Annotated in this window: 26 protein-coding genes; 22 read left to right on the top strand and 4 right to left on the bottom strand. The window is 63.0% G+C overall.

Annotated features, from left to right (window positions below):
- Window positions 1-77: 77 nt before the first annotated feature.
- From LPA36_RS07055 to LPA36_RS07070, 4 genes are all read left to right on the top strand, one after another.
- Entirely contained in the window at window positions 78-857 is a 780-nt protein-coding gene (locus LPA36_RS07055) for an SPOR domain-containing protein (protein ID WP_228875416.1), read from the top strand.
- Window positions 858-901: 44 nt separating this feature from the next.
- Window positions 902-1,543, top strand: a complete 642-nt coding sequence (locus LPA36_RS07060) for a thiol:disulfide interchange protein DsbA/DsbL (protein ID WP_228875637.1) — start codon at window positions 902-904, stop codon at window positions 1,541-1,543.
- A 15-nt stretch (window positions 1,544-1,558) separates the two neighbouring features.
- On the top strand, window positions 1,559-2,329 hold the full coding sequence (locus LPA36_RS07065) for an SDR family oxidoreductase (protein WP_228875417.1): 771 nt from the start codon (window positions 1,559-1,561) through the stop codon (window positions 2,327-2,329).
- Window positions 2,330-2,629: 300 nt separating this feature from the next.
- Entirely contained in the window at window positions 2,630-4,216 is a 1,587-nt protein-coding gene (locus LPA36_RS07070; RefSeq protein WP_228875418.1) for an ABC transporter substrate-binding protein, read from the top strand.
- An 82-nt stretch (window positions 4,217-4,298) separates the two neighbouring features.
- Here the strand turns inward: LPA36_RS07070 and LPA36_RS07075 are convergent, their stop codons facing one another.
- On the bottom strand, window positions 4,299-5,369 hold the full coding sequence (locus LPA36_RS07075) for an MBL fold metallo-hydrolase (protein ID WP_228875419.1): 1,071 nt from the start codon (window positions 5,367-5,369) through the stop codon (window positions 4,299-4,301).
- Window positions 5,370-5,549: 180 nt separating this feature from the next.
- On the opposite strand from LPA36_RS07075, the gene LPA36_RS07080 reads away from it, so the two are divergent.
- The 8 genes from LPA36_RS07080 to LPA36_RS07115 all read left to right on the top strand — a co-directional run bounded on the left by LPA36_RS07080 (window position 5,550) and on the right by LPA36_RS07115 (window position 14,085).
- Window positions 5,550-5,984 carry a MerR family transcriptional regulator gene (locus LPA36_RS07080; RefSeq protein WP_228875420.1) on the top strand — a complete coding sequence of 145 codons (435 nt, stop codon included), beginning with the start codon at window positions 5,550-5,552 and terminating at the stop codon, window positions 5,982-5,984.
- 68 nt (window positions 5,985-6,052) lie between these two features.
- Window positions 6,053-7,888, top strand: coding sequence for a bifunctional isocitrate dehydrogenase kinase/phosphatase (aceK, locus tag LPA36_RS07085; RefSeq protein WP_228875421.1), 1,836 nt, complete (start codon window positions 6,053-6,055; stop codon window positions 7,886-7,888).
- Window positions 7,889-7,979: 91 nt separating this feature from the next.
- Complete coding sequence (gene can / locus LPA36_RS07090) at window positions 7,980-8,756, top strand: carbonate dehydratase (RefSeq protein ID WP_228875422.1); 777 nt, start codon at window positions 7,980-7,982, stop codon at window positions 8,754-8,756.
- Window positions 8,749-9,942 carry an acetyl-CoA C-acetyltransferase gene (locus LPA36_RS07095; protein ID WP_228875423.1) on the top strand — a complete coding sequence of 398 codons (1,194 nt, stop codon included), beginning with the start codon at window positions 8,749-8,751 and terminating at the stop codon, window positions 9,940-9,942. Before can ends, LPA36_RS07095 begins: the two co-directional genes overlap by 8 nt.
- A gap of 102 nt (window positions 9,943-10,044) precedes the next feature.
- Window positions 10,045-10,722: an SDR family oxidoreductase gene (locus LPA36_RS07100; RefSeq protein ID WP_228875424.1), complete on the top strand. Its 678-nt coding sequence runs from the start codon at window positions 10,045-10,047 to the stop codon at window positions 10,720-10,722.
- Window positions 10,723-10,737: 15 nt separating this feature from the next.
- Window positions 10,738-11,868, top strand: a complete 1,131-nt coding sequence (locus tag LPA36_RS07105; RefSeq protein WP_228875425.1) for an acyl-CoA dehydrogenase family protein — start codon at window positions 10,738-10,740, stop codon at window positions 11,866-11,868.
- A 7-nt stretch (window positions 11,869-11,875) separates the two neighbouring features.
- Window positions 11,876-12,328, top strand: a complete 453-nt coding sequence (locus tag LPA36_RS07110) for a YchJ family protein (protein ID WP_228875426.1) — start codon at window positions 11,876-11,878, stop codon at window positions 12,326-12,328.
- 455 nt (window positions 12,329-12,783) lie between these two features.
- Window positions 12,784-14,085 carry a dienelactone hydrolase family protein gene (locus LPA36_RS07115; RefSeq protein WP_228875427.1) on the top strand — a complete coding sequence of 434 codons (1,302 nt, stop codon included), beginning with the start codon at window positions 12,784-12,786 and terminating at the stop codon, window positions 14,083-14,085.
- On the opposite strand, the gene LPA36_RS07120 is transcribed toward LPA36_RS07115, so the two are convergent.
- Window positions 14,082-14,375 carry a hypothetical protein gene (locus LPA36_RS07120; protein WP_228875428.1) on the bottom strand — a complete coding sequence of 98 codons (294 nt, stop codon included), beginning with the start codon at window positions 14,373-14,375 and terminating at the stop codon, window positions 14,082-14,084. The two genes, LPA36_RS07115 and LPA36_RS07120, sit on opposite strands and share 4 nt — an antisense overlap.
- Window positions 14,376-15,342: 967 nt before the next feature.
- On the opposite strand from LPA36_RS07120, the gene bioA reads away from it, so the two are divergent.
- The 4 genes from bioA to bioB are packed head-to-tail and all read left to right on the top strand — an operon-like array spanning window position 15,343 to window position 19,717.
- On the top strand, window positions 15,343-16,701 hold the full coding sequence (bioA, locus tag LPA36_RS07125) for an adenosylmethionine--8-amino-7-oxononanoate transaminase (protein ID WP_407674221.1): 1,359 nt from the start codon (window positions 15,343-15,345) through the stop codon (window positions 16,699-16,701).
- On the top strand, window positions 16,701-17,885 hold the full coding sequence (bioF, locus tag LPA36_RS07130) for an 8-amino-7-oxononanoate synthase (protein ID WP_228875429.1): 1,185 nt from the start codon (window positions 16,701-16,703) through the stop codon (window positions 17,883-17,885). The genes bioA and bioF overlap by 1 nt, the downstream gene beginning before the upstream one ends.
- Window positions 17,882-18,601, top strand: a complete 720-nt coding sequence (bioD, locus tag LPA36_RS07135) for a dethiobiotin synthase (protein ID WP_228875430.1) — start codon at window positions 17,882-17,884, stop codon at window positions 18,599-18,601. The genes bioF and bioD overlap by 4 nt, the downstream gene beginning before the upstream one ends.
- Window positions 18,602-18,637: 36 nt before the next feature.
- Entirely contained in the window at window positions 18,638-19,717 is a 1,080-nt protein-coding gene (gene bioB / locus LPA36_RS07140; RefSeq protein WP_228875431.1) for a biotin synthase BioB, read from the top strand.
- Window positions 19,718-19,844: 127 nt separating this feature from the next.
- Here bioB and LPA36_RS07145 read toward each other — a convergent pair whose 3' ends face one another.
- Together LPA36_RS07145 and LPA36_RS07150 are read right to left on the bottom strand one after the other, a co-directional pair.
- A complete protein-coding gene (locus LPA36_RS07145; RefSeq protein ID WP_407674222.1) occupies window positions 19,845-20,879 on the bottom strand; it encodes a sulfate ABC transporter substrate-binding protein in 1,035 nt (344 codons plus the stop codon).
- A gap of 221 nt (window positions 20,880-21,100) precedes the next feature.
- Window positions 21,101-21,736, bottom strand: a complete 636-nt coding sequence (locus LPA36_RS07150) for an RBBP9/YdeN family alpha/beta hydrolase (RefSeq protein ID WP_228875640.1) — start codon at window positions 21,734-21,736, stop codon at window positions 21,101-21,103.
- Window positions 21,737-21,973: 237 nt separating this feature from the next.
- Here LPA36_RS07150 and LPA36_RS07155 point away from each other — a divergent pair, with 237 nt between their 5' ends.
- Genes LPA36_RS07155 through LPA36_RS07180 form a run of 6 tightly spaced genes read left to right on the top strand, consistent with a single transcriptional unit; the run spans window position 21,974 to window position 26,105 of the window.
- Window positions 21,974-22,915, top strand: coding sequence for a 2-hydroxyacid dehydrogenase (locus LPA36_RS07155; protein ID WP_228875432.1), 942 nt, complete (start codon window positions 21,974-21,976; stop codon window positions 22,913-22,915).
- 41 nt (window positions 22,916-22,956) lie between these two features.
- Window positions 22,957-23,883, top strand: coding sequence for a hydroxymethylglutaryl-CoA lyase (locus tag LPA36_RS07160; RefSeq protein WP_228875433.1), 927 nt, complete (start codon window positions 22,957-22,959; stop codon window positions 23,881-23,883).
- A 59-nt stretch (window positions 23,884-23,942) separates the two neighbouring features.
- Window positions 23,943-24,470 carry a YbaK/EbsC family protein gene (locus LPA36_RS07165; protein ID WP_228875641.1) on the top strand — a complete coding sequence of 176 codons (528 nt, stop codon included), beginning with the start codon at window positions 23,943-23,945 and terminating at the stop codon, window positions 24,468-24,470.
- On the top strand, window positions 24,467-24,733 hold the full coding sequence (locus LPA36_RS07170; RefSeq protein WP_407674223.1) for a DUF1289 domain-containing protein: 267 nt from the start codon (window positions 24,467-24,469) through the stop codon (window positions 24,731-24,733). The genes LPA36_RS07165 and LPA36_RS07170 overlap by 4 nt, the downstream gene beginning before the upstream one ends.
- On the top strand, window positions 24,730-25,179 hold the full coding sequence (locus LPA36_RS07175) for a MaoC family dehydratase (protein ID WP_228875434.1): 450 nt from the start codon (window positions 24,730-24,732) through the stop codon (window positions 25,177-25,179). The genes LPA36_RS07170 and LPA36_RS07175 overlap by 4 nt, the downstream gene beginning before the upstream one ends.
- On the top strand, window positions 25,176-26,105 hold the full coding sequence (locus LPA36_RS07180; protein WP_228875435.1) for an MBL fold metallo-hydrolase: 930 nt from the start codon (window positions 25,176-25,178) through the stop codon (window positions 26,103-26,105). The genes LPA36_RS07175 and LPA36_RS07180 overlap by 4 nt, the downstream gene beginning before the upstream one ends.
- Window positions 26,106-26,354: the final 249 nt, after the last annotated feature.

The following is a 26,354-nucleotide window of genomic DNA, read 5'->3' on the forward strand; positions in this document are numbered from 1 at the left end:
GTGTACGGCCGTCGTTATAATCGACGGTCGTTCCGGGCTCTTTTCAAGACTCATTTATCTGGCAGGTGATTCAGACGATGGCAAAACCACGCCGCACAACGAAGCAGTCAAAACAGTCCGGGGGCACGTTCCTCGGCATCGTGCTGGGCCTCATCGTAGGTCTCGCAATCGCGGTGGTGGTGGCGCTCTATATCACGCGTGCGCCCACGCCATTTGTCTCGAAAGTCGCGCCGCCAGCCGCATCGGATACCGGCGCAAGCCAGCCGCAATACGACCCGAACCGTCCGCTTCAAGGCAAGACGCCAGGTCAGCCTGTGCCGCAGGCCGCCCAGCCCGCACCGCCGAACACCGCGCCTGGCCAGACGACCAACCAGACGCAGTCGTCGGGCATGCTCGAAGAGCCGCAGATCGTCGAAGTGCCGCCTTCGAATGCGAACGGCGTAGCCGTGCCGCCGAAGGCCGCCATCGACAACGGCGGCAGCGCGACGCCAGGCAAGAAGCCGCAGCCTTCGAGCGCCACCGCAGGCACTGCGACGTCGGCGCCGAAGCCCGCGCCTGAGGCAAACGCGAAGCCGGGCTCAGCGCCTGCGACCGCCGCGCCTTCCGCCGCGGACGCGAATACTGGCTACTTCCTGCAGGTCGGCGCCTACAAGACGGCCGCCGATGCCGAGCAGCAGCGCGCGCGTCTTGGTTTCCAGGGTTTCGAATCGAAGGTCACCCAGCGCGATGCGGGCGGTGTCACGTACTATCGCGTACGCATCGGGCCTTTCTCGAAATTCGAGGATATGAACACAACACGTCAGCGGCTGTCTGACGCTGGCGTGGACACCGCCGTGATCCGCTTCACCAAACAGTAACCACAGGCCAACGTCATTCCGCCTTCACAGGTCAACACAACATGATCAAAAAGCTCCTCGGCATTCTTTTCCTCTCGCTTGGCCTCGTGGCCGCTGACGCTGCGCAGGCTTCGCCCGCAGCGCCCGTGTCCGGCAAGGACTACACCGTGCTCGCGTCGCCGCAACCGGTCGAAGTACCGGCCGGCAAGATCGAAGTCACCGAGTTTTTCTGGTACGGCTGCCCGCACTGCAACGAATTCGACCCGTTCCTCGAAGCGTGGATCAAGAAGCAGGGTCCGGATGTCGTCTTCAAGCGTGTGCCGGTCGCTTTCCGCGACGACTTCATTCCGCACTCGAAGCTCTATCACGCACTCGACGCACTCGGTGTTGCGCAACAGCTCACGCCGAAGATCTTCAACGAAATCCACGCCAACAAGAACTACCTGCTGACGCCGGAAGACCAGGCGAAATTCCTCGCGAAGAACGGCGTCGATCCGAAGAAGTTCATGGACGCGTACAACTCGTTCTCGACGCAAAGCGAACTGCAACGCGACAAGAAGCTGCTCGACGCGTACAAGATCGAAGGCGTGCCGACACTCGCCGTGCAGGGCAAGTATGAAACCGGCCCGGCTGCGACCGACAGCCTGCCGGGCACGATCCAGGTGCTGGATTACCTCGTCGCACAGATCCGCGCCAAGAAGATGTAACGCACGGCCGCCGGTATGACTTCACCGTTGAAGGTTTTCATTACCGGCGCGTCGAGCGGTATCGGTCAGGCACTCGCCGCCGAATACGTGCGGCGCGGTGCGATTCTCGGCCTCGTCGCCCGGCGCGGCGAAGCACTCGCCGCGTTTCAGCAGGCGCATCCGCACCATCCCATTTCTGTCTATTCCGTCGATGTTCGCGACGCCGACGCACTGGCGTGCGCGGCCGAACAGTTCATCGCGCAATACGGCTGCCCCGACGTCGTGATCGCCAATGCGGGCATCAGCCACGGCGCCGTCACGGGCCACGGCGATCTGCGCGCGTTTCGCGACGTGATGGACGTCAACTACTTCGGCATGGTCGCGACGTTCGAACCGTTCGCACGCGCGATGATTGCCGCACGCAAAGGTACGCTCGTGGGCGTCGCGAGCGTGGCGGGCGTACGCGGGCTGCCGGGATCCGGTGCGTACAGCGCGTCGAAATCGGCGGCACAGAAATATCTCGAGGCATTGCGCGTCGAGATGCGGCCGCTCGGCGTCTCGGTTGTGACCATTGCGCCCGGCTACATCCGCACGCCGATGACCGAGCACAATCCGTATCCGATGCCGTTCCTCATGGACGCCGACCGCTTCGCCACGAAAGTCGCCAATGCGATAGCGAAGAAAACCGCCTTCGCGACGTTCCCGTGGCAGATGCGCGTAGCAGGTGCCATGCTGCACGTGCTGCCGCGCTGGCTGTACGACATCGCGTTCGAAAAGGCACCGCGCAAACCTCGCGCCTCCGGATAGCCGGTTGCTACACGCCCCGCGTCGGGCAGAAGCACGCCGTCCGCACGCTACTCACCTGATCGCCAGACGCGAAGCAACAGCCACGTGCCGTCGCCCATATCGGTATGCCGATTAAGTTGTTGTCGTTGCAACCACCCAGCGTTTAAGCTTTCCCCCAGGCGGGCACGCCCGGTTGGGTCGCGCGCCCGCATCGAAAAAGATTCACAATAAAGCGGTCTGTATCAGCCGCGATCCATGTCCTCGCAGCGCCGAAGCAACGAACCGGTGCACTGCGCGGCCACGTTTGTTACCGGAGATCCTATGCGCTTCAAACTGCTCGCCGCCGCCCTGCTCGTGACAGCGCCCGCGCTCGTCCTCGCGAAGCCGCTGACCGTTTGCACGGAATCGAGCCCGGACGGCTTCGACGTCGTCCAGTTCAACTCGCTCGTGACCACCAATGCTTCGGCCGATGTGATCTTCAACACGCTCGTGTCGTATGACGAAGCGGCGAAGAAAATCGTGCCCTCGCTCGCCGACAAATGGGATGTGAGCGCCGACGGCCTCACGTATACGTTCCACCTGCGCCCGAACGTGCAGTTCCAGACCACGGACTACTTCAAGCCGTCGCATGCGCTGAATGCGGACGACGTCGTGTTCACGTTCGGGCGCATGCTCGACGAGAACAATCCGTGGCACAAGGTGGCGGGCGCGAGCGGCTTTCCGCATGCGCAGTCGATGGGTCTCGTGAAGCTCGTCAAGGCCGTCACGAAGGTCGACGACAGCACGGTGAAGTTCGAACTGAACGAGCCGAACGCGACGTTCGTGCCGATCCTCTCGATGGGCTTTGCGTCGATCTACTCAGCCGAATATGCCGACCAGTTGCTGAAGGCCGGCAAGCAGGTCGACCTGAACGCAAAGCCGATCGGCACAGGCCCGTTCGTGCTGAAGAGCTACACGAAAGACGCCGTCATCCGTTACGACGTGAACCCGAACTACTGGGGCACGAAGCCGAAGATCGACCGCCTGATCTATGCGATCACGCCGGACTCGTCGGTACGCGCGCAGAAGGTGAAAGCCGGCGAATGCCAGATCGCGCTGTCGCCGAAGCCGCAGGACGTCGCCGATGCGAAGATCGACAAGTCGCTGAAGGTCGTGCAGACGCCCGCCTTCATGACCGCGTTCGTCGCGCTGAACACGCAGAAGAAGCCGCTCGACAATCCGAAGGTGCGCCAGGCGCTGAACATGGCGTTCGACCGCACGACGTATCTGAAGACGGTGTTCGACAACACTGCGTCGCCCGCGACGAACCCCTATCCGCCAAACACGTGGAGCTACGACAAGGCGATCCAGCCGTATCCCTATGACGTCGCGAAAGCGAAGAGACTGCTCGCGGATGCAGGCGTCGCGAACGGCTTCGAAACGACGATCTGGGTGCGCCCGAACGGCAGCGTGCTGAATCCGAATCCGAAGGCAGGCGCGGAACTGCTGCAGGCCGACTTCGCGAAGATCGGCGTAAAGGCCGAGGTCAAGGTGATCGAATGGGGCGAGCTGATCAAACAGGCGAAGCAGGGCCAGCACGACACGCTCTTCATGGGCTGGGCCGGCGACAACGGCGACCCCGACAATTACCTCTCGCCGCTCTTTAGCTGCAACGCGGTGAAGTCGGGGATCAACTTCGCGCGCTATTGCGATCCGCAACTCGACAAGCTGATCGACGAAGGCAAGGCGACGCCGGATCAGGCGAAGCGCGCAAAGGCCTATGAGGCCGCCCAGCAGATCATCCACGACGAAGCGCTGTGGATTCCGCTGGGTTATCCGACCGCAGCGGCGATTACGCGAACGAACGTGAGCGGCTACAGCGTGAGCCCGTTCGGTCGGCAGAACTTTGCGGCGGTCGCGGTGCAATAACACTTCCGGCAGTTTTCTGACGGTGTGCAAAAAAAACAGGCCCATGCGGGCCTGTTTTTCCGTCAGTCGCAGTACATCAGCGTCATGCGGTGAAGCGGATTACACCGTCGCTATCGAACTGGCGCTTCAGTTCGCCTTTGAGCCAGAGCACATGCAGATGAGCGAGCGCTTCGCCCATCGCGAACGTCAGCTGGTGGATGTCGAGCTGACGCTTGAACATCAGCGGCACGATGTCCGCCGCGCTATACGGTTTTTCTGCGCATGCGGCCCGAACTTCGGCGAGTCGCGCGTCGTGATGGTCGCGTAGCTGGCCGATGCGCGTACGCACGCCCCTGAACGGCTTGCCGTGCGACGGCAGAACGAGCGTATCGGGCGCCATCGTTTCGTAACGGCCGAGCGACTCCAGATACAGCGCAAGCGGATTGCCTTCCGGCTCGATGTCGAACACCGACACGTTCGTCGAAATGCGCGGCAACACCATGTCGCCGGAAATCAGCACGCCGGTTTCCTCGCAGTGCAGCGCGCAATGTTCCGGCGAATGACCGAAGCCCGTCACGACGCGCCACGTGCGGCCGCCAATCGCAATACCGTCGCCTTCGCGCATGCGACGGTACTGCGCCGGCATCGAAGGCACGAGGTTCGAGTAATAGCTCGTCCGGTTGCGCAGTGTGTCGATCGACGCTTCGTCGGTCAGGCCGTGTCGCGCGAAGTGGGCCGCCGCGCGCTCGCCGCCCGCGTTCGAGCCGTCGCCCGCCGCCATCACGCGCCCCAGCATGTATTCGCCAAGCGAGATCCACAGCCGGACATCCCAGCGCTTCTGCTCGCCGCCGGTGCAGATCCAGTCGGCAAGACCCAGGTGGTCCGGATGGCAGTGCGTGACGATCACCCGCAGCACCGGCAGGCCTTCGAGCGCCGTATCGAACACCGTTTCCCAGTTCGTCTTGATCGTATCGCTGGCAACGCCGCAATCGACGACCGTCCAGCCGGCCTTGCCGTCTATTTCGTCGCGCAGTAGCCAGAGGTTGATGTGATCGAGCGCAAACGGCAGCGGCATGCGCAGCCATCGAACGCCGGGCGCGACTTCGAAGGCCTGGCCCGGTTCGGGCAGCGTGTCGCGGAACGGATAGTCGAGCTGATGTTCAAGAGCATTCATCGTGGGGTCGGTCCAGAGGCGTTGCGAGCCTGTTGCGTGGTCTTGCGGCGTATTGCGATAGCGTGCGCACGGCTGCTTCGAGGCAATGTTGCGCTTTATCAAGGTTGACGATAACGTAAACGTCTATCTCACGTCCAATCCGCTTTGGGCCGTCGAACCTGGCCATTCACGGGATACCCGATGAACACGCAATACACGATCACCGAGCTCGCGCGCGAATTCGACGTCACGCCGCGCGCCATCCGCTTTTACGAGGATCAGGGTTTACTCTCACCCAGCCGGGAAGGATCGGGCGGGCTGCGACGCGTCTATTCGGGTCGCGACCGCACGCGCCTGAAGCTTACGCTGCGCGGCAAGCGGCTCGGTTTCACGCTGTCGGAAATCCGTGGGCTGCTCGACCTGTACGAATCGCCAACCGACACCGTGCCGCAACTGAACGCGTTCCTTGCGACAGTGACCCGCCATCGCGAGGTACTCGAACGGCAGCTGGAAGACCTGAACGCGACGCTCGAAGATCTTGCCCAGTACGAAACACAGGCGCGTGCGCTGCTCGAAGGGGGCACGCGCCAGCCGCTTCGGGCGGATGAGCAGGCAGACGAGAAGGCCGCGCATTAGCTTCACGCGCGAGCCCGGACGATACAATTACGGGTGATTTCACGGCATCAAACGCACGCATGGTCGGTATGAGTCAATTTCCCAAACTGCTTTCGTCGCAGATCGGCTTCGATGTCGCGCAGACCATGCTCGAGGGATTTGATCGTCACTACCGGATCTTTCGCGACGCGGCGATCCACGCGAAAACGCTGTTCGAGGCCGGCGACTGGCTCGCGCTGCAAAAGCTCGCACGTGAACGCATCACGTCATACGACGAACGTGTCGAGGAATGCGTCGTGCTGCTCGAAGACGAATACGACGCGGAGAACATCGAAGACGAAGTGTGGCAGCAGATCAAGCTGCATTTCATCGGCCTGCTGACGCGGCATCGCCAGCCGGAATGCGCGGAGACGTTCTTCAATTCCGTATGCTGCAAGATCCTGCATCGCTCGTATTTCAACAACGATTTCATCTTCGTGCGCCCGGCGATCTCGACCGAATACATCGAGAACGACGAGCCCGCCGCGAAGCCGACCTACCGCGCGTACTACCCCGGAAAGGATGGTCTCGCGGCAACGCTCGAACGTATCGTCACGAACTTCCAGCTCGAGCCGCCGTTCGAGGACCTGACACGCGACGTCGCCTGCGTGATGCAGGCCATTTACGACGCGTTCGGCACGTTCGAGGCGGCGGCCAATTTCCAGATTCACGTGCTGTCGTCGCTGTTTTTCCGTAACAAGGCCGCGTATATCGTTGGGCGCATCATCAATGGCGAAGCCGTGCTGCCGTTCGCGATCCCTGTACGCCATACGCGGCCCGGCGTACTCGCACTCGATACGGCTTTGCTCAGGCGCGAGCAGCTGCTGATCATCTTCAGCTTTTCGCACTCGTATTTCCTCGTCGACATGGAAGTGCCGTCGGCGTACGTTGCGTTTCTGCAAACCATCATGCCGGGCAAGCCGAAGGCGGAAATCTATACCTCGGTCGGTTTGCAGAAGCAGGGCAAGAACCTGTTCTATCGCGATCTGCTGCATCATCTGAAGCATTCGAGCGACCGGTTCATCGTGGCGCCCGGCATCAAGGGGCTCGTGATGCTGGTGTTCACGCTGCCTTCGTTTCCGTACGTGTTCAAGCTGATCAAGGACAGCTTTCCACCGCCGAAGGACACCACGCGCGAAAAGATCCAGCAGAAGTATCAGCTCGTCAAACGGCACGATCGCCTGGGCCGCATGGCCGACACGCTCGAATATTCGAGCGTCGCGTTGCCGCTGTCGCGCCTCGATGACGCACTGATCCGCGAGCTGGAAAAGGAAGTGCCGTCGCTCCTCGAATACGAAGGCGACAGCGTCGTGATCCGGCATCTGTACATCGAGCGAAGGATGGTGCCGCTCAACCTGTATCTGCAGAACGGCACGGATGCCGACGTCGATCACGGCATCAAGGAGTACGGCAACGCGGTGAAGGAACTCATGCAGGCGAACATCTTCCCCGGCGATATGCTGTACAAGAACTTCGGCGTGACGCGCCACGGGCGCGTCGTGTTTTACGACTACGATGAAATCGAGTATCTGACGGACTGCAATGTGCGCGCCGTGCCGGCGCCGCGCAACGAGGAAGACGAAATGGCGGGCGAGCCGTGGTATTCCGTGGGCCCGCACGACATCTTCCCCGAAACTTACGGCACGTTCCTGCTCGGCGATGTGCGGGTGCGCAAAAGCTTCATGAAGCACCACCCGGATTTCTTCGAGCCGGCGCTATGGCAAACCCACAAGGAGCATCTGCTCGCGGGTGAACTACCCGACTTCTTTCCGTATGACCCAGGCATCCGGTTCTGCAACTGCTACCCGGAGCGCTTCGGCGCTTCCGGCGTGCAACCGCCGAACGCGGACGGCGAACCTGTCGCACGTGTTGAACGTGCCGCGTGATTTCGCGCGCAACATGGCTTGACCGTCCTTCGCCTGATCCTGTTGTTAAGACATTGGGCGCCTCACTGGCCCTGAACCTGACCCGACGCATATGAATACGACCGCTCAACCTGCTGCCAACCCGCTCGCACATCTCTTCAACAACAACGAGGCGTGGGTTGCACGAAAGCTCGCCGAAGATCCGGAGTATTTCTCGCGACTCGCCCACCAGCAGACGCCGGAATACCTGTGGATCGGCTGTTCCGATTCGCGTGTGCCTGCAAACCAGATCATCGGTCTGCCGCCGGGCGAAGTGTTCGTCCACCGCAATATCGCGAATGTTGTCGTGCACTCGGATCTAAACTGCCTGTCGGTGATCCAGTTCGCCGTCGATCTGCTGAAGGTCAAGCACATCATGGTAGTCGGCCACTACGGCTGCTCCGGCGTGGGCGCCGCGCTGCATGGCCGACGTGTCGGTCTCGCCGATAACTGGCTGCATCACGTGCAGGACGTGCGCGCGAAGCACGCGGCGCTGCTCGAGGAATGGCCGATTGGCGAAGCGCGCCACCGCCGTCTTGTCGAGCTGAATACGATCGAGCAGGTCGTCAACGTGTGCCGCACGACGATCGTCAACGACGCGTGGGCGCGCGGTCAGGAACTCACCGTGCACGGCTGGGCGTATGGCGTGCATGACGGCCGTGTACGCAATCTCGGCATGACGACGAGCGCGCCCGACACGCTCGCCGCAACGTATGAACGTTGCGTGGCCGCCGTTTCGGCTGGCCGCGCGCACGCAGCCGACAACGATGTCGTCGCCGCCGATGCTGCGACGCTCGGCGATGTGCCGGCCGTCGTCGAAGGTGTAATCAAGGAGCTAAAACATGAGTGAGACACAACGCGATCCGGTCGTGATCGTTTCGGCCGCGCGTACGCCGATGGCTGCATTTCAGGGCGATTTCGCCACATTGACCGCACCGCAACTGGGTTCGGTGGCGATCAGGGCCGCGGTCGAGCGCGCCGGCCTGAAACCGGAGCAGGTCGAAGAAGTCGTAATGGGCTGCGTGCTGCCCGCCGGCCAGGGCCAGGCGCCCGCGCGGCAGGCCGCGCTCGGCGCGGGCCTGCCGCTTGCCACAGGCAGCACCACGGTCAACAAGATGTGCGGCTCGGGCATGCGCGCGGCGATGTTCGCGCATGACATGCTCGCGGCCGGTTCCGTCGATGTGATCGTCGCGGGCGGCATGGAAAGCATGACGAACGCGCCGTATCTGCTGCCCAAAGCACGCGGGGGCATGCGCATGGGACACGGACAGGTGCTCGATCACATGTTCCTCGACGGCCTCGAAGATGCCTACGAAAAGGGCCGTCTGATGGGCACGTTCGCCGAGGAATGCGCCGGGTCGTTCGACTTCACGCGCGCCGCACAGGACGCGTTCGCGATCGAATCGCTGCAACGCGCGAAGCGCGCAAACGAAGACGGCTCGTTCGCCTGGGAAATCGCGCCCGTCACCGTCGAAAGCCGCAAGGGCGAAGTAAAGGTCGACCACGACGAGCAACCGTTCAAGGCGAACCTCGACAAGATTCCGACGCTCAAGCCTGCGTTCAGCAAGACGGGCACCGTGACGGCGGCTAATTCGTCGTCGATTTCGGATGGCGCGGCGGCGCTCGTGATGATGCGCGAATCGACCGCGAAGAAACTCGGCGTGACGCCGCTTGCGCGCGTCGTCGGTCACACGACATTCGCGCAGGAGCCGGCGAAATTCACGACCGCGCCGGTCGGTGCGATCCGCAAACTGTTCGAAAAGAACGGCTGGCGCGCCGACGATGTCGACCTGTACGAGATCAACGAAGCGTTCGCGGTCGTCGCGATGGCCGCGATGAAAGAGCACAATCTGCCGCACGGGAAGGTCAATGTGAACGGCGGTGCATGCGCGCTCGGTCACCCGATCGGCGCTTCGGGCGCACGCATTCTCGTCACGCTCATCGGCGCGCTGAAACAGCGCGGGCTGAAACGCGGTGTCGCGAGCCTGTGCATCGGTGGCGGCGAAGCGACGGCGATGGGCATCGAACTGGTCTGACGCAGGCGTTTCGCGTGCGGCATGCGCGCCGCACGCGAACGGTCGCAAGTAACGCGTAGCAAGAGCAGGCATGCAAACCGTACATCACGGCGAGGTCGGCACATGAAGACAGCGTTGATCGTGGGCGCATCACGCGGCATCGGTCGCGAGTTCGCGCGGCAGTACCGGCGTGCCGGCTGGCGCGTGCTGGCCACCGCACGCGACGAGGCCGCACTCGATGCGCTGGCCGATCTCGGCGCCGAAACGTTCCCGCTCGACATCGCCGAGCCCGAAGAGATCGCCGCCCTCGGCTGGAAGCTCGACGGCGAGCCGCTCAACGCCGCGGTGATTGTCGCGGGCGTCTACGGTCCTCGAACGGAAACGGTCGAAACCTTCACCGCCGAGGATTTCGATCACGTGATGACGACCAACGTACGCGGGCCGATGCAGCTGATTCCGGTTCTGTTGCCGCTCGTCGAAGACGCGGGCGGTGTGCTCGCCGTGCTGTCGAGCAAGATGGGCAGCATCAGCGAAGCGAGCGGCACGACCGGCTGGCTGTATCGCGCGAGCAAGGCCGCGCTCAACGATGCGATCAAGATCGCCTCGCTCGAAACCACGCGCGCGACATGTCTTTCGCTGCATCCCGGCTGGGTGCGCACCGACATGGGCGGCGCGCAGGCGGCCATCGATCCGGAGCGCAGCGTCGCCGGCATGCGCGACGTGCTCGCACAGGCCGCCGGCGCGCGCGAGGCATTCAACGGCCGCTTCTATCAATACGACGGCACGCCACTCGAGTGGTGAGGAGACGAGGCAGCCATGGTGCTTGATCAGGACCATCAGATGATCCGCGACGCGGTTCGCACCTTCGTGCGCGAAGCCGTGACGCCGCACGCCGCGCAATGGGATCGCGAGCGGACATTCCCGAAGGACGTGCATCGGCAGCTCGCGGAACTCGGCGCGTACGGCGTGCTCGTGCCGGAGGAATACGGCGGCGCGGGGCTCGACGCACTCGCGCTGGCGGTGATTCTCGAAGAAATCGCAGCCGGCGATGGCGGCACCTCGACGGCGATCTCAGTCAATAACTGCCCCGTGTGCAGCATCCTCCTCACGTACGGCAACGATGCGCAGAAACGCGACTGGCTCACGCCGCTCGCGCGCGGCGAAATGCTGGGCGCGTTCTGCCTCACCGAACCGCAGGCAGGTTCCGACGCATCGGCGCTCCGCACCACCGCCACGCGCGACGGCGACGCGTACGTGCTGAACGGCGTCAAGCAGTTCATCACAAGCGGGAAGAACGGCGACGTCGCGATTGTGATGGCCGTCACGGACAAAAGTGCCGGCAAACGCGGTATCAGCGCGTTTATCGTGCCGACATCGACACCCGGTTATGTCGTCGCGCGCATCGAGGAAAAGCTCGGGCAACATTCGTCCGATACCGCACAGCTGATCTTCGAGAACTGCCGCGTGCCGGCTGCGAACCGGATCGGCGCGGAAGGCGAAGGCTACCGGATTGCGCTGTCCGGCCTTGAAGGTGGGCGCATTGGCATTGCGGCGCAAAGCGTCGGCATGGCCCGCGCCGCGTTCGAGGCGGCGCTCGCGTATTCGAAGGAGCGCGAAAGCTTCGGCCAGCCGCTGTTTTCGCATCAGGCCGTGCAGTTTCGCCTCGCCGACATGGCAACGCAGCTCGAAGCCGCGCGACAACTGATCTGGCATGCCGCCGCGCTGAAGGACGCAGGCGCGCCCTGTCTGACCGAAGCCGCGATGGCCAAACTGTTTGCATCGGAAGCGGCCGAGCGCATCTGTTCCGACGCGCTGCAGATTCATGGCGGCTACGGATACCTGAGCGACTTCCCCGTCGAGCGCATTTATCGTGACGTCCGCGTGTGCCAGATCTACGAAGGCACGAGCGACATCCAGAAGATCCTGATCGCGCGCGGACTGAACTGAACCTCCGATGACCCTTTCTGCCCCAACGAAGCCGAGGCCGTCTGATTGCCCGTGCGGCGGCGCCGCGCCTAACCTGCGCACCGGCGCGAAGCCGCCGCGTTTTGCGGCGTGCTGCGGTCGCTTCATCGATGGCGGCGAGATCGCGCCTGACGCGCTCCACCTGATGCGCTCGCGCTACAGCGCATACGTGCTGGGCGAAACGGCGTATCTGCGCGCAACGTGGGCGCCGCAAACCTGCCCTGCGGACCTCGACGCCGATCCGGACGCCATCGATGCGCCTCGCTGGCTGGGACTGCAGATCAAGCGCTTTGCTGCAATCGACGCCCTTCGTGCCGAGGTCGAATTCGTCGCGCGATACAAGGTGGGTGGGCGTGCGCACCGGTTGCAGGAACTCAGCCGGTTTTTGCGTGGCGAAGAGGGTCAATGGCGTTACGTCGACGGCGATGTAAGCGAACGCTGATTTCGGTCAGCTTACGGTTTTTGCAGGCCAGATAGCGCAATCCTTTTTGGCCCTCAAAATTGGCGCGACTTTCCTGTTGGCCTTGCACCACATTGCCCTGGGGGCCAGAGCGTCTGCGGGCCCCGCCCGTCCTTACGTTGTCCATTTCACCGCCCCGTTTTGCCGGAATTCTGGCTCGATTCAGGGGTTCTCCTGCATTGCACAAAGATAAATTGTCGTGCCAGGATGCTTCTGTGGATCTTGCAGTGCCGGTTTTTCGCTGGCACTCAAATAACGGCGCGAACGGTGTTTGTGCCGACCGGCTTTCGGTTCATCCCGTACGAAATGCAACTGTATGTGAGCGCCTTGCGCCTCATGCACGAGAGTTTTTTGCGCTCGAAACAGCGTTGAAAACGATTCGTCAGGTTAGAACCGGAAAACGGCAGTTCAGATGGCGTCCAGGGCAAGCAGAGCGAATGGTGTTCAGAAACATTTTTACCGGATGGATCGTTATCGCGTGTGCGGCGCTTGCCGCGTCGCCGGTCTGCGCCGATCCGCTTCACGACGCCCCTGCTGGCCCGCTTGGACGGGCGCATGTAGCGCCGATCGCCCTGGATGACGCCTACCTTCCGACTGTTCCCGCCAGCCTGAACGAGCAGATCATCCGCATTCCGGCGGACGCTTCCGGCTCGATTACGCTCGAAACGACGATTTACAAGCCGGACGGCGCGGGTCCATTTCCGATGATCGTTTTCAACCACGGCAAGATTCACGGCGATCCGCGCACGCAGGAGCGCAGTGATCCGTTGCCGCTCGCGCGCGAATTCGTGCGACGCGGCTACGTGGTCGTGGCGCCGAACCGTCGCGGCTTTGCCGGTTCAGGCGGCACGTACGAGCAGGATGGTTGCGACGTCGCGCGCAACGGCCTGGGCCAGGCGGCCGATGTGGCGGCGACCGTGAATTTCATGTCGAAGATGCCGTACGTCGACGCGAAGCATATCGCTGTGTCCGGTACGTCGCACGGCGGTCTTGCCACGATTGCATATGGGCCGGAGGCTGCATCGGGCGTACGGGCGCTGATCAATTTTTCGGGCGGATTGCGGCAGGACTCGTGCGATGACTGGCAGGGCAACCTGACGCAGGCGTTTGGCGACTACGCTGAAAAGACACGTGTGCCTTCGTTGTGGCTGTATGGCGAAAACGATTCGATCTGGCCGACTGCGCTGGTTGGGAAGATGTATGCCGCGTATGTCGATCATGGCGCGAGCGCGAAGATGGTCGATTTTGGCGCGTACAAGAATGACGCGCATCGGCTGGTGGGTGATCGCGATGGCGTGCGGGTCTGGTGGCCGGCCGTCGAGGAATTTCTGGCACGTGTGGGAATGCCCACGGGCGTGCAGTATCGCGTGTCGGATCCGGCGCCCCCGAAGCCGACGGGGTATGCCTCGATTGAAGCTGTCGATGCCGTGCCGTTTCTCGATGAAGCGGGACGCAATGGGTATCGGAACTTTCTGCATCAGTATCCGAGCCGGGCGTTTGCTGTTTCGGATTCCGGATCGTGGTCATGGGCGGAGGGTGGCGATGATCCGATGTCGGTGGCGGTTGCGAACTGCCAGAAGCATAGTGAGGATGCCTGCCGGCTTTATGCTGTGAATGAAGCCGTAGTGTGGAAGGGGTCTGCTGGTACGCAGACGGCTGATGAGAGGGCTGGTTCTTCTGATTCCGCTGACTCTGCTGATTCCGCTGCTGAGGCTAAAGGGGCGATTGCTGCTCGCTAGGCGCGAGGGGTTTCGGTTTTCTGGTTTTTCTGGTTTTTCTGGTTTTTCTGGTTTTTCTGGTTTTTCTGGTTTTTCTGGTTTTTCTGGTTTTTCTGGTTTTTCTGGTTTTTCTGGTTTTTCTGGTTTTTCTTCTTGGGCTTCGGCCTTTTCTTGCGTTCGCGTCGGTCTATTTGTGTTGCCCCTTTGGCGGGGCGGCATTTTAGTTTCTTCGTGCCGAAGCTGTTTCTTTGCTTTGGCCTTTCCTTGTATTCGTGTCGGTCTATTGGCGTTGCCCCTGTGCGGGGCGGCACTTACTTTTCTTTGTCTTCCAAAGAAAAGTAAGCAAAAGAAAGGCGCTTCGAAAACGTGTCTCTTCCCGGTGTGCCTCTTTCGGGGAATGGCCATCCATGAAGTGTCGCCCCCACACCTCATGGGACATAGGTCCCCGCGCGATCCCAGCCCGCGCGCGTTCCACCCTGGTGACAAAGCCGTCATCCACCCGACTCCGCGCTACGCACGTCGCCGACCGGCATAACCCCGCCGGCAGCGCTCACTCCCCCACAACGCACCTGCTTTGTACCCGGACCCCTCGCTGCGATCGCAATGATCCGCGGCCCAGCACATGCCGCGCCGAACGACCGCGCCGCGACGCACGAAGTGCGGAGTGGGGATGGATGAGCCCTGTGTCACGGGCGATGCTGTGTGGGGGATCAGATCGTGCGCGGACCCATACGGCTTCACGCACGAGGGCGACACCTCACGGGTTGCCATTCCCCAGAGATGACACACCTGGAAAAGGTGAGTTCTCGAAGCGCCTTTCTTTTGCTTACTTTTCTTTGGAAGACGCCCCGAAGGAAGTCCCCTTGGGGGACAAAGAAAAGTAAGTGCCGCCCCGCACAGGGGCAACGCCAATAGACCGACACGAATACAAGGAAAGGCCAAAGCAGAGAAACAGCTTCGGCACGAAAAAAAAGAACCACCGCCCCGCCAAAGGCGGCAAAAAACCACCGATTGGGTCACATGACTTTGCCGTCGTCATCTCCGCGCATCTACAACCTTCACAAACGAACAACCCCGACCTGCACAAAACTCCCGTCAACCCCGCGCCAGACGGAAAAAACCAGCAAATTCCAGCTAATGCAAACAGCAAAATAAACAGCTAATCTGAGGCCCGCATCGGCCACGATGCCCCGCATCCTTGTCTCATCGCCGCGCAAAGATCCGACGATTGAACGAAAAACCAACGAACAAACCCGCCTGAAAAACGCAGGCCTCCGCATGAACATGCGCACAACACCTACACCAACCGAAGACTGGATCACCCGCAGCCTGCGCGCCGTCTGGCACCCCTGCACGCAGATGAAACATCACGAGCGGCTGCCGCTTATCGCCGTCGCGCGCGGCACGGGCCCATGGCTCCATGACCGCGACGGCCGTCGCTATCTCGACGCCATCAGCTCCTGGTGGGTCAACCTCTTCGGTCACGCCAATCCACGCATCAACGCCGCGCTCAAGACGCAACTCGATACGCTGGAACACGCCATGCTCGCCGGCTGCACGCACGAGCCGGCAATCGAACTCGCCGAACGGCTGCACGCACTCACGCAAAACACGCTCGGCCACGCATTCTTCGCGTCAGACGGTGCGTCGGCCGTCGAAATCGCACTCAAGATGAGCTTTCATACCTGGCGCAATCGCGGTCACGACGAGAAACGCGAATTCGTCTGCGTCGCGAGCAGCTATCACGGCGAAACAATCGGCGCGCTCGGCGTCACCGACGTCGCCCTCTTCAAGGACGCCTACGATCCGCTGATTCGCAACGCGCACGTCGTCCCATCACCCGACGCCCGCCTCGCGAAGGAAGGCGAAACCGCCGCAGACGTAGCGCAGCGCGCGCTCGACACCGTGCGCGCGCTTTTCGATTCGCGCGGCTCACACATCGCGGCGCTGATCGTCGAACCACTGGTGCAATGCGCAGCCGGCATGGCCATGCACGACGCGTCGTATATCGCCGGTCTGCGCGCGCTTTGCGACCAGTACGGCATCCACCTGATCGCCGACGAAATCGCCGTCGGCTGCGGCCGCACCGGGACCTTCTTCGCGTGCGAACAGGCAGGCGTGTGGCCCGATTTCCTGTGTCTGTCGAAAGGCATCAGCGGCGGCTATCTGCCGCTTTCGATCGTGCTCTCGCGCGACGAAATCTTCGAGGCGTTCTACGACGACGACACCACGCGCGGCTTCCTTCACTCGCATTCGTACACCGGCAATCCGCTCGCATGCCGCGCCGCGCTCGCGACGCTCGACCTCTTCGAAGCCGACAATGTCCTCGCTGCCAACGTGAAGAAATCCGCGACACTGCGCGCGGCGCTCGACCCGCTCGCAACCCATCCGCAGGTACGCAATCTGCGCCAGTGCGGAACGATCTTCGCGTTCGATGCCGTCATCGACGACGCCGCGGAAGCCGCGACCTTCTCGCGCCGCTTCTTCGAAGACGCACTGCAACGCGAACTGTTGCTGCGCCCAATCGGCACAACGGTGTATCTGATGCCGCCGTACATTCTCGACGACGAGGAACTCGCGCTGCTCGCAGCACGCACGCGCGAAACGTTCGACGCCACACTCACGAGAGCTCGCTAATGCATTTGCTGGACACCCTCACACAAGGTCTGGACGACATTGACGCTCGCGGCCTGCGTCGTCGTCGCCGCACCATCGAAACACCGTGCGCCGCCCACATGACGGTCGACGGTCGTGCGATCATCGGCTTCGCCAGCAACGACTATCTGGGCCTCGCTGCCCATCCGGCGCTCGTCGCTGCCGTCGCCGAAGGCGCGGTGCGCTATGGCGCGGGCAGCGGCGGCTCGCATCTGCTCGGCGGCCATTCGCGCGCGCATGCGCAACTCGAAGACGATCTCGCCGCGTTCGCAGGTGGCTTCATCGACGCGCCGCGCGCGCTCTACTTCAGCACCGGCTACATGGCGAACCTCGCCACTGTGACGGCGCTTGCGGGCCGCGGCACGACGCTCTTCTCCGATTCGCTGAACCATGCCTCGCTGATCGACGGCGCGCGGCTCTCGCGCGCGGACGTGCAGATCTATCCGCACGCCGACGCGGATGCGCTGTCCGCCATGCTCGAAGCGTCGGACGCCGCAGTGAAGATGATCGTCACCGACACGGTCTTCAGCATGGACGGCGACATCGCGCCGCTCGCCGCACTCGTGGCCCTGGCAGAAAAGCACGGCGCGTGGCTCGTCGTCGACGATGCGCACGGGTTCGGCGTACTCGGACCGCAAGGTCGCGGCGCGCTCGCACACGAAGCGCTGCGTTCACAGCATCTCGTGATGGTCGGCACGCTTGGCAAGGCCGCGGGCGTGTCTGGCGCGTTCGTCGTCGCGCATGAGACCGTGATCGAGTGGCTCGTGCAGCGCGCTCGCCCCTACATTTTCACGACCGCGTCGGCACCCGCCGTAGCGCACGCGGTATCGGCAAGCCTGCGCATCATCGGCGGCGAAGAAGGCGACGCGCGTCGCACGCATCTGCAGACGCTGATCGAACGCACGCGCGCAATGCTCAAGGAAACCTGCTGGCTGCCAGTCGATTCGCACACTGCCGTGCAACCGCTCATCATCGGCGCGAATGAAACGACGCTCGAGGTTGCCGCCGGGCTCGATCGCGCAGGCCTGTGGGTGCCCGCGATCCGTCCGCCGACTGTGCCCGTCGGAACGTCGCGCCTGCGCATCTCGCTGTCGGCCGCGCATTCGCATGCGGATATCGACCAGCTGGAAAACGCGCTGAAAGCACTGAGCAGGCGCGCCGCATGAACGCGCCGCTCTCCGTATTCGTCACCGGCACCGACACCGAGATCGGCAAGACGCTCGTCTCGGCGGCACTGCTTCGCGGCTTCACGCGCGAAGGGCTGCGCGCAGCCGCGATGAAGCCGATCGCGGCCGGCGCATTTGAGCGCAACGGCGTGTGGCATAACGAAGACGCCGATCAACTCGATGCGGCCGCCAGCGTGCTGCTGCCCGCCGCAATACGTACGCCGTTTCTGCTGCGCGAGCCTGCGGCTCCGCACATCGCGGCTGCGCTGGAAAACGTGTCGCTCGATATCGCGCACATTGTCGATTGCCACGCGAAGGCGCTAACGCTCGCGGATGTGGTTGTCGTCGAAGGCGTCGGCGGCTTTCGTGTGCCGCTCACCGACGCACACGACACGGCCGACCTCGCGCTTGCGCTGAACCTGCCGTTGGTGCTCGTCGTCGGCATGCGGCTTGGCTGCATCAGCCACGCGCTGCTCACCGCCGAAGCGATCGCGGCGCGCGGGCTGCAACTGGCCGGCTGGGTCGCGAACCGCGTCGACCCGGCAATGAATTTCGCCGACGAAAACATCGCCACGATCCGCGACTGGCTGGACCGGCATTACGACGCGCCGCTGCTCGGCGTCGTGCCGCACCAGAACCCCACGTCACCCGACGACGCCGCGAATCACCTGGACGTCGCCGCCCTGTTGCATGTGCTGCGCGAAGCGCGACACTGAACCCGAATTGAATCACCGTCTACGAGGATTGACGCCATGACCGACCTCCGCACCGAAGGCACACACGCCGAACCGGACACACCGCGTGCAGCGGACGCCGCGAACATCGCAAACGCAACGTCTTCACCCGCGCGCTGGCGCGTGGCGGATATCGTCGCGCTGTATGAACTGCCGTTCAACGATCTGCTGTTTCGCGCGCAACAGGTGCATCGCGAGCATTTCGACGCGAACAGCGTGCAGCTCTCGACGCTGCTGTCGATCAAGACAGGCGGCTGCGAGGAAGACTGCGCGTATTGTCCGCAGTCGGTGCATCACGATACGGGCCTGAAGGCCGACAAGCTGATGCCTGTCGACGAAGTACTCGCCGCCGCCCGCGTCGCGAAAGAGAACGGCGCAACGCGCTTCTGCATGGGTGCGGCATGGCGTAATCCGAAGGATCGTCACCTGGAATCGATCAAGGAAATGATCCGCGGCGTGAAGGCGATGGGTCTCGAAACGTGCGTAACGCTCGGCATGCTCGAACCGCATCAGGCGCATGGGCTGCGCGAAGCCGGCCTCGACTATTACAACCACAACCTGGACACGTCGCCGGAATTCTACGGACAGATCATCTCGACGCGGACGTATCAGGACCGGCTCGACACGCTCGAACGCGTGCGCGATGCGGGCATCAACGTGTGCTGCGGCGGCATCGTCGGGCTGGGCGAATCGCGTCGTGAACGCGCGGGCCTCATCACGCAGCTGGCGAACATGGACCCGTATCCGGAGTCAGTGCCGATCAACAATCTCGTGCAGGTGGAAGGCACGCCGCTCACCGGCACCGAAGCGCTCGATCCGTTCGAATTCGTGCGCACGATCGCGGTCGCGCGCATCACGATGCCCAAAGCGATGGTGCGTCTTTCTGCCGGGCGCGAGCAGATGGATGAGGCGCTGCAGGCGATGTGCTTTCTCGCGGGCGCAAACTCGATTTTCTACGGCGACCAGTTGCTGACCACCCGCAACCCGCAGGCCGAAGCCGACCGCAAGCTGCTGGAACGACTCGGCATCCGTGCGGAAGCGGCGCAACAGATGCCGGTCGAGCAAAGCGGCTGCGAACATGGCTGCGAGCGTCACTGAACGTTCGGTGTGAGACGTGGCGCGGCGCCTCGATCGCGTCCCGTCATGCCACCGGAATGCAAAAGGCCGCCTGAGCGATCAGGCGGCCTTTTGCATGGTGCAGCGTGTGCGTCGTGCAGTTAACGCATCACTTCCGGTCGACGATGATCTGGTCGAACGTGCCGCCATCCGAGAAGTGCGTTTGCTGCGCCTTCTGCCAGCTGCCGAATTCCTGCTCGACAGTAAATGTCTTCAACGGCCTGAATTCGTTTGCATGCTTTGCGAGGACACCCGCATCACGCGGACGCAGATGATGCTGCGCAATGATTTCCTGCGCCGCCGGCGAGTACAGATACTCCAGGTACGCCTGCGCTTCCTTGCGCGTGCCGCGCTTGTCGACCACCTTGTCGACGAGCGTCACCGGCGGCTCGGCCAACAGGCTGATCGACGGATAGACCGCTTCGAAGCTGTCCGCACCGACACCGGTGTCGATCAGCGCAACCTCGTTCTCGAACGTCACGAGTACGTCGCCGATATTGCGCTGCGTGAACGTCGTCGTCGCACCGCGGCCGCCGGTGTCGAGTACCGGCACGTTCCTGAAGATGGCTTTCTCGAAATCGAGCGCCTGGGCGTCCGTGCCACCATGCTGCTTGCGAAAGCCCCACGCCGCGAGATACGTGTAACGGCCGTTACCCGACGTCTTCGGATTCGCGATCACGACCTGCACGCCCGGCTTCGCGAGATCGTCCCAGTCCTTGATGTGCTTCGGGTTGCCCTTGCGCACGAGAAACACCATGGTCGTCGTGTACGGCGCGCTGTCGTTCGGCAGGCGTGCACGCCAGTTCGCCGGTACAAACTGGCCGCGCTCGACGAGCAGGTCGATGTCGTTCGGCTGGTTCATCGTGACGACGTCCGCCTGCAGACCCTGCGTCACCGAGAGCGCCTGCGCGCTTGATGCACCATGCGACTGGCGAATGGATACGGTTTCTCCCGTCTTCTGTTTGTAGGCGGCAACGAAGCTCGTGTTGATATCCTTGTACAACTCCCGTGTCACGTCATAAGACACGTTCAACAGCGACGTGTCCGCCCACGTGCTACCGACGCAGCCCAGCGACAGCGTAAGTGCCGTCATGCCCGCTGCCAGCCAGCGCGCCTTCCCCGATTTACCTGCCTTGCCTGCCATTGCGTCTCCGCTCATTGATGTTGAATGCATGGGCCGCCAGCGAACGATCCGCAGCCAGAAGCGCGATTTTATCGGATCGACCGGAAAGCCGCTGATACGCGATGGCGCGTGTCCTCTGCCGTCAGGCCGGATGCCCCGCACGATCCGGATCCGGTACGCTCTGGCGAACAGGGTTGTCTTGCGGCGACGCCCGGTCGCGGCCAGCATCACGGCGAAAGGCTTCAGGCGGCTCTAACTGGCGTAAGCCGCTCGCTCAAACCCGGCACCTGAATGGCGGATTCAATCGCTTCCTCACGAAATCGCAAGGGCGCCGCGCAATGCGCGAGCGTATCGACGAAATACTTCGCGCGTGGCCAGGGTCCGTATCCTGCTGCCGTGTTGATGTGCCCTGCATCGCCCAGATTGACGAACGCACTCCCGAAGCGCGCTGCCATTTCGCGCGCGCCGGCAAGCGGCATCCACGGGTCGGTTTCGCTCGCAATCAGGATAGAGGGAACGCCGAGCCTTCGCGCGTCAAACGCACCGGCGAAGGCGAACTTCTCCGGGCTTGCCGGTGCGACGAACAGCACGCCGACGACATCATTCGCGAGCGCGGCCTGCTGCAGCGCATGCGCAGTCGCCAGACACCCGAAACTGTGCGCGGCAATGACGAACGGACCGCGCTCCCGCGCGATCACGTCGCGGACCGATTGCGACCACGTGGCGAGTTCAGGCGCATCCCAGTCGGCCTGTTCGACGCGCAGCGAGCGCGCGAACTGCCGTTCGAGCCAGGTTTGCCAGTGCGCGCCCTCACTGCCATGCAGGCCAGGCACGGTGACGAGGCGCGGCGGCCACGTCGATTTGATGCAGGACATGATGCTCCTCACGGGCGGAATCCCTGGAAGGTATTGTCGTGCGCGGTTTCTCGCTGCCGAACCAATTTATCGTGCTTTGTTTATCGTATGAATCAGCACGACGCCCCCGCCGCGGCGAGGTCCGGACAGACCGCCCCGACAGACGGCGCGCGCATCGGCTCGCGAAAAAGTAGAATGAAGCCTGGCCCTATGAGAAAAACCCTCCATGCCTGGACCTTGCCGGCCGATACACGTAAGCCCATGAAAATACTTTTCTACATGCCGCATGCGAACGCAGGCGCGTGGCTTCAAGACTTTGCCCGTGCGCTGCCGGATGCCGACCTGCGCGAGTGGCAGCCGGGCGATCGTGCGCCGGCCGATTTTGCGGTGGTATGGCGGCCGCCGCGTGAACTGTTCGAAGGCCGCACTGACCTGCGCGCCGTGTTCAATCTGGGCGCTGGCGTGGACGCGATTCTCGCGCTCGAACACGCGAACCCCGGCACACTGCCGCGTCAGGCGCAGCTCGTGCGCCTCGAAGACTCCGGCATGGCGCCGCAGATGGCGGAATACGTCACGCATGCCGTGCTGCGCTACATGCGCCGGTTCGACGAATATGGGTGCCAGCAGATCGAACGCCGGTGGCACGAACTCGACCCGCATCCGCGCGCGACGTTCACCGTCGGCGTGCTGGGCCTCGGCGTGCTCGGCGCGCATGTCGCGAAAACGCTCGCGTCGTTCGGCCTGCCGGTGCGCGGCTACAGCCGCGGCGTCAAACAGATCGAAGGCGTGACAACATACGCGGGCGAGGCACAACGCGATGGGTTCCTCGATGGCGTCAAGGTGCTGGTGAACCTGTTGCCGCACACGCCCGACACGCGCGATGTGCTGAACGCGCGAACCTTCTCGAAGCTTGCGAAGGGTGCGTACCTTGTCAACGTGGCGCGCGGCGGACACCTCGTCGAACAGGATCTGCTCGACGCGCTCGAACAGGGTCAGCTCGCCGGTGCAACGCTCGATGTTTTCCGCGAAGAACCGCTGCCGCCCGACCATCCATTCTGGCGCGAGCCGCGCATTACGGTCACGCCGCACATCTCGGCCGTGACGTTGCGCGAAGACAGCGTCGTGCAGGTCTCACGCAAGATCCAGGCGATGATGCGCGGCGAGCCGGTCACCGGCGTGATCGATCTCGCGCGCGGATACTGAACACAATCAATACGCCGCCCCGATGCGGCAGGAGACAGGTGATGGCGCTGCCCCAGTCAGTCAAGATTGTTGAAGTCGGTCCGCGCGACGGACTTCAGAACGAAAAGGAATTCGTCCCGACCCGCATCAAGATCGACCTGATCGACCGGCTGTCGGCGGCGGGATTTCGGAACGTCGAATCCGCGTCGTTCGTTTCGCCGAAATGGGTGCCGCAGATGGCCGACGGCGCCCACGTGATGGCCGGCATCGCGCGTCGTCCGGGCACGATTTACTCGGTGCTCACGCCGAACCTGCGCGGCCTCGAGGGCGCACTCGCCGCGCAGGCCGACGAAATCGTGATCTTCGGCGCAGCCAGCGAGGCGTTCTCACAGAAGAACATCAATTGCAGCATCGCGGAAAGCATCGCGCGCTTCGAGCCCGTTACACAGGCGGCGAAAGCGGCCGGGCTGCGCATTCGCGGCAGCGTGTCGTGCTCGCTCGGTTGTCCATACCAGGGCGAAGTGCCCGTCGCCTCGGTGGTCGACGTCGTCGAGCGCTTTGCGGCGCTCGGTTGCGACGAAATCGATATCGCCGATACGATCGGCGTCGGCACGCCGAAGCGCACGCGCGAAGTCTTCGAGGCTGTGACGAAGGTGTTTCCGCGCGAACGCCTGTCGGGCCACTTTCACGACACGTACGGTCAGGCGCTCGCCAATATCTATGCCGCTCTCAATGAAGGCATCGAGATCTATCACGCTTCGGTGGCCGGGCTCGGTGGCTGCCCGTACGCGAAAGGCGCAACCGGCAACGTCGCGACCGAAGATGTCCTGTATCTGATGAACGGGCTTGGCATCGAAACGGGCATCGACCTCGCGCAAGTTGTCGCGATTGGCGACTTCATCTCCACGGCGACCGGCAAGGCGAACGCATCGCGCGCAGGCAAGGCACTGCTTGCGAAAGCACGCAGTGAGCAGACGCCGTGCGTCTAGCGCCACGCCAACGCCACACAATGACAGCAAACACGAAGCAGAACGGAACAGCCAACATGATGGACAGTACCTCCACGACGTCTCACGGATCCGGCAACCTCGACGATCTGCCCGACTCTGCCCGCCGCGTCGCGCTGCTGCTGCGCGAGCACGGTCACGCGAAGCCGGTTGTCATGCTCCCGGAAACCGGCAAGACATCGGCTGAAGCGGCGGCCGGGCTCGACTGCTCGGTTGCGCAGATCGCGAAGTCGATCCTGTTTCGCCGGCGCGACGACGATGCACCGGTGCTTGTAATCGCGAGCGGCGTGAACCGTGTCGATGAAAAGAAAGTGGCGGCCCAGGTCGGGGCTATCGGACGCGCGGATGCGAAGTTCGTACGTGAGAAAACCGGCTACGCGATCGGCGGCGTGTGTCCGATCGGCCACGCAACGCCGCCCGTCACGCTGATCGATGCCGACCTGCTTGCGCTCGACAGCCTGTGGGCGGCAGCGGGCCATCCGCACGCAGTGTTCAACCTTTCGCCGCAGGAACTCGTCGCGATGACCGGCGCGCCGGTTGCCGACGTCGCGCTTCGCGAGACGGCATGAGCATGGGCAGCAACACCCGCAACGGGGAAAGCGGCAGCACGACCGAAAACGCAAACGGCACTGCGGACATCGCGCCCGTGCCGTCGCCGTGTATCGACGTCTGTCGCATGAACCGCACGACCGGATGGTGCGAAGGGTGCCTGCGCACCATCGATGAAATCCGCGGATGGTCGTCGTTCGACGATCAGCAGAAGCGCGCGGTCTGGGCCATCATCGACGTGCGTCACGCACAATTCATCGCTGAAAAGAAGGTTCCGACGTGAACGCGCCGCCCCGGGTTGTGACAATCGGCGAGACGTTCAGCAGCACGCTGACGCTATCGGTGGATTCGGTCAAATCGTTTGCGACGCTGGCGAACGACATGAATCCGCTCCATCACGACGACGCGTATGCAGCCGCGAGCCGCTTCGGCGGACTGATCGCTTCGGGCACGCAGCCGTCGGCGCATTTCATGGCACTGCTCGCAACGCATTACTCGACGTATGCGCAGCCGCTCGGCCTCGAATTCGATATCAAGCTGAAAAAAGCCGTCTATGCGAACGACACGCTGACCATCACGTGGCGCGTGCGCGATGCGTGGTGGAAGCCGAGCCTCAATGGCGACCTCACGCAACTCGACGGCCACGTCGTCAACCAGCGCGGTGAGACCGTGCTGGTTGGCACATCCACCATCCTCGTCATGCCGAAACCGGAGAGCGTCACACGATGATCGCGCTGCCCGCTTCGATGAGCGTCTTCGAGCGCGGCTGGCTGTCGTCGAACAACGTGCTGCTCGTCGACGAAGCGTGTGCAGCACTCGTCGACACCGGCTACGCGGCGCACGCCGGGCAGACGCTCGCGCTCGTTGAACGGGCGCTTGGCGATCGGCCGCTGGATCTGATCATCAACACGCATCTGCATTCGGACCATTGCGGCGGCAATGCGCTGCTACAGGCGACGTGGCCCTGCCGCACGGCGATTCCGTCGCCAGAAGCGGACGCCGTGCGCGAATGGGACGAAGCACGCCTCACCTTCCGCGCGACCGGGCAAACGTGCGAGCGCTTCGCGTTCACCGAAACGATCGGTCCCGGCACGATGCTCACGCTCGGTGCGCTGCAGTGGGAGGTGATCGGCGCACCTGGACACGATCCGCATTCGCTGATGCTGTATTGCCCGGCCGAACGCGTGCTGATCAGCGCGGACGCGCTCTGGGAAAACGGCTTTGGCGTGATCTTTCCGGAGCTGGAAGGCGAAAGTGGCTTCGCGGAAGAACAGGCGGTGCTCGAGCAGATCGCGCAACTCGACGTGCGCATGGTAATTCCCGGCCACGGCGCACCGTTCATCGATGTTGAGCTGGCGCTCGAAAGAGCATTTTCACGGGTGGCGTGGCTGCGCGCCGACCCCGCGCGCAACGCGAAGAACGCGCTGAAAGTGCTGATCGTCTTCAAGCTGCTTGACGTGCGCGCCATGACGTTCGACGCGCTGCTCGCCATGCTCGACGAAGCGAATGTGATGCGCGCCGCCGCGACGATGCTCGCGCCACAAACACGATGGCCGGCGCTGCTGGCAGAACTCGTGGAAGGACTCGCGAAGAGTGGCGCGCTAACCGTCGAGGGTGAACGCATTCTCGCGCCCACGGGGTCAGGCAGCCGATAGACGCGTGATGGGCGCGGTTACGTGCATAACGGCGCCACAAAAAAGAAAGCCGCTCACCAGCGATGGCGAACGGCGCAATTTTTGACGACGTGATCAACGTCGAAACGGATGATACCGAGCGAACCTTTCGAACGCATCGGTGATTTCCCTACAGAAGCATGACGGTCCATGAAAACCGGCTGGCACCTGCCGTTGCAGGCCGCACTCGTAAGCGTTCGCAACATTCGCCGTGTTCAATCCAGAACGATA

The organism is Paraburkholderia saeva (assembly GCF_907164555.1).
Classification (GTDB): Bacteria; Pseudomonadota; Gammaproteobacteria; order Burkholderiales; family Burkholderiaceae; genus Paraburkholderia; species Paraburkholderia saeva.